Origin of the sequence: Enterobacter sp. HSTU-ASh6 (genome assembly GCF_026319105.1) — a bacterium.
Classification (GTDB): Bacteria; Pseudomonadota; Gammaproteobacteria; order Enterobacterales; family Enterobacteriaceae; genus Enterobacter; species Enterobacter sichuanensis.
Map to the genome: position 1 here is coordinate 1 of NZ_WSPD01000042.1, position 2,710 is coordinate 2,710.

3 protein-coding genes are annotated in these 2,710 nt (G+C 54.6%); 1 reads left to right on the forward strand and 2 read right to left on the reverse strand.

The annotated features are described in order from the left end of the window. Positions 1 to 95 precede the first annotated feature (95 nt). Both pbpG and GM298_RS23200 read right to left on the reverse strand, forming a co-directional pair. The gene (gene pbpG / locus GM298_RS23195; protein ID WP_014884552.1) at positions 96 to 1,019 is read right to left on the reverse strand and encodes a D-alanyl-D-alanine endopeptidase; all 924 of its coding nucleotides are present in this window, start codon (positions 1,017 to 1,019) and stop codon (positions 96 to 98) included. A 167-nt stretch (positions 1,020 to 1,186) separates the two neighbouring features. Beyond that, positions 1,187 to 1,774: a Yip1 family protein gene (locus GM298_RS23200; protein WP_013097942.1), complete on the reverse strand. Its 588-nt coding sequence runs from the start codon at positions 1,772 to 1,774 to the stop codon at positions 1,187 to 1,189. Between the two features lie 157 nt (positions 1,775 to 1,931). On the opposite strand from GM298_RS23200, the gene GM298_RS23205 reads away from it, so the two are divergent. Further along, positions 1,932 to 2,504, forward strand: coding sequence for a DedA family protein (locus GM298_RS23205; protein ID WP_025756253.1), 573 nt, complete (start codon positions 1,932 to 1,934; stop codon positions 2,502 to 2,504). Positions 2,505 to 2,710: the final 206 nt, after the last annotated feature.

Here is a 2,710-nt window from a genome sequence, read left to right on the forward strand (position 1 = left end):
TGGCATCAGGTCAAACTCAGTGACAGTTTACCCGTCTGTTGACGGGTAACTGAAGTGACTTTAAACATACAAGGGCATCAGCGCGCAGAGGAGGCTCAGTCGTTTTGCGCCGTCGCCATCTGTTCCGCTTTCTGCTTTTTATACGTCAATGCCGCAGCCGGCACAGGCTGTACTTTCCCCGTTTCAATCCAGGTGCGCAGACGGCTCGCGTCGGCGAAGTGGGTATATTTGCCGAAGGCATCCATCACCACCAGCGCCACAGGCTTACCGTTAAACACCGTGCGCATCACCAGACAGTGCCCTGCCGCGTTGGTAAAACCGGTTTTCGTTAACTGAATATTCCAGTTATCCCGATAAACCAGATGGTTAGTGTTGCGGAACGGCAGCGTATAGGCCGGGTTTGCAAAGGTCGCCATCTCTTCACGGGTGGTACTAAGCTGTCCAATCAGCGGGTACTGTTTGCTGGCAATCAGCAGTTTCGTCAGATCGCGCGCCGTGGAGACGTTGTTGATCGACAGACCCGTCGGTTCAACATAATGCGTATTGTTCATACCCAGCGCTTTGGCCTTGGCGTTCATCGCGCGGATAAACGCGTCATAGCCGCCAGGATAGTGATGCGCAAGGCTCGCCGCCGCACGGTTTTCAGACGACATCAGCGCCAGCAGCAGCATATTTTTCCGGCTGATTTCACTGTTCAGACGCACGCGAGAGTAGATCCCTTTCATCTCCGGCGTGTGGCTGATATCCACTTTCAGCTTTTCGTCCAGCGGCAGATGGGCATCAAGCACCACCATCGCGGTCATTAATTTGGTAATCGAGGCGATCGGGCGTACCAGGTCCGGATGGCTGGCGTAAATCACCTTATTAGTGTTGAGATCAACAATCATCGCGCTGCCGGAGGCAATTTGCGGCTGGGCAGCAGCGGTGGTCACCGCGGGCGTTTTGGCGACGGCTGGCACGGCAGCGGACGCGCCCAGCAACAGCGCCAGGCTAAGTAAAGAGACTCGGAATTTCAGCATGGTGAGACTTCTGATAATTATTCACGCACGTAATGACGTACACCGCCTGTGTCAACGGAGAAACACAGGCTGGCTTCGGCATCATAGCGGTCACCGGGCGTTGTCGCCAGCGGATAATCGTGAACAGATGCTGCATTGCTGGCATTTACGCCAGCAATGCAGTGAACTCAGAAGAGACGGTATCCATAACCCCAAAGAATAACCGTCAGCGCCAGTAGCGCCTCCAGGACCAGCACGCCGATGGCGAGCGTTGAACTGGAGAAGCTCAGGCCCTCTTCTTTATTGATATTGAGGAAGGTTGGGACCCCCAGATACAGCAGATAACCGGTGTAAAAGAGGGCAATGGTACCGATCAGCGCGCACAACCAGACCAGTGGATAGAGCGCAACAATACCGCTTAAGAACAGCGGGGTCGCGACATATCCGGCGAAGACCATACAGTGCGCCAGCGATGGACGTTGCGGGTAGTTACGCGCCATCCAGTGTATAACGCGCCCCATCACCGCCACCCCCGCCAGCATCAGGCCATAGAAGAGAATGGCCAGATAAAGCCCGGTAAACCAGGAGAGCTGAACCACGGTGCCGTCCCCGAAGTTCCAGCCGATTTGTGTTGTTCCAATAAAAGCGCATATTACCGGCACCGCAGCCATCAGCAGCACATGGTGCGTGTAATGATGCGAGACCGTTTCGTTCTCACTTTTAATGACATGCATTTCACGATCGGGATGGGAGAAAAGTCCCCAGACATGGTTCATAGCGCCCCCTTGTTGTCGGCCCGTCATCGATACCTTAAGTATAATGCAGGCTTTAGATTATTTTATGTACAGTGGGAAATTTCCGTTGATTTCCCCGCTGTTGATTCATGGGGTATATGATTAAGCGAGACATACTAAGGGAGATGATATTGACGTAATGGATATCAACGGATTTATTGAACAATACGGATACGCTGCGCTGGTGGTCGGGAGCGTGGCAGAAGGTGAAACCATCACGCTGTTGGGCGGCGTCGCCGCACATCAGGGGCTGCTAAAATTCCCGCTGGTGGTTGCCGCCGTCGCGCTGGGCGGCATGATTGGCGATCAGCTGCTCTATTTTCTGGGACTGCGTTTCGGGCCTGCGTTGCTGCAACGTTTTGCTAAGCATCAAAAGAAGATCCGCAGAGCGCAACGGCTGATCCAGCGCCACCCTTACCTGTTTGTGATTGGCACCCGCTTTATGTACGGCTTTCGAATCATAGGGCCGATATTGATTGGGGCGAGCCGCCTGCCGCCTAAAATTTTCCTGCCGCTCAATATTATTGGCGCTGTTGCCTGGGCGCTGATTTTTACCACGCTCGGTTACGTGGGGGGCGAAGTGATTGGCCCGTGGCTGCATAATCTCGACCAGCACCTGAAACACTGGGCGTGGTTGATTCTGGTGGTCGGGGCGGTGATTGGGGTCAGGCTGTGGCTGAAGCATCGGGAAAAGAGGCGGGACGAGGAGTGAGGGCGTTTTTAGTTCCCTCTCCCTTTGGGCTGAGGAATCCCCAGTAATTTTTTACCTGAAGCGATGAACGTTGCTTCAGCAAAATTAATGACTTACAGCGATGCCCTGGTCCGGCTGTAAATCGCCGAAGCGTTTCCGTAAGGCCGGGGCGAGGCGCAGGGATGCGCCGAGAGGGCGTGGCCTGCAGGGATGCAGGCTCATGCCCG

Coding starts and splice junctions, on each gene's coding strand:
- pbpG (WP_014884552.1), bottom strand. CDS start 1,019: ATGCTGAAATTCCGAGTCTCTTTACTTAGCCTGGCGCTGTTGCTGGGC.
- GM298_RS23200 (WP_013097942.1), bottom strand. CDS start 1,774: ATGAACCATGTCTGGGGACTTTTCTCCCATCCCGATCGTGAAATGCAT.
- GM298_RS23205 (WP_025756253.1), top strand. CDS start 1,932: ATGGATATCAACGGATTTATTGAACAATACGGATACGCTGCGCTGGTG.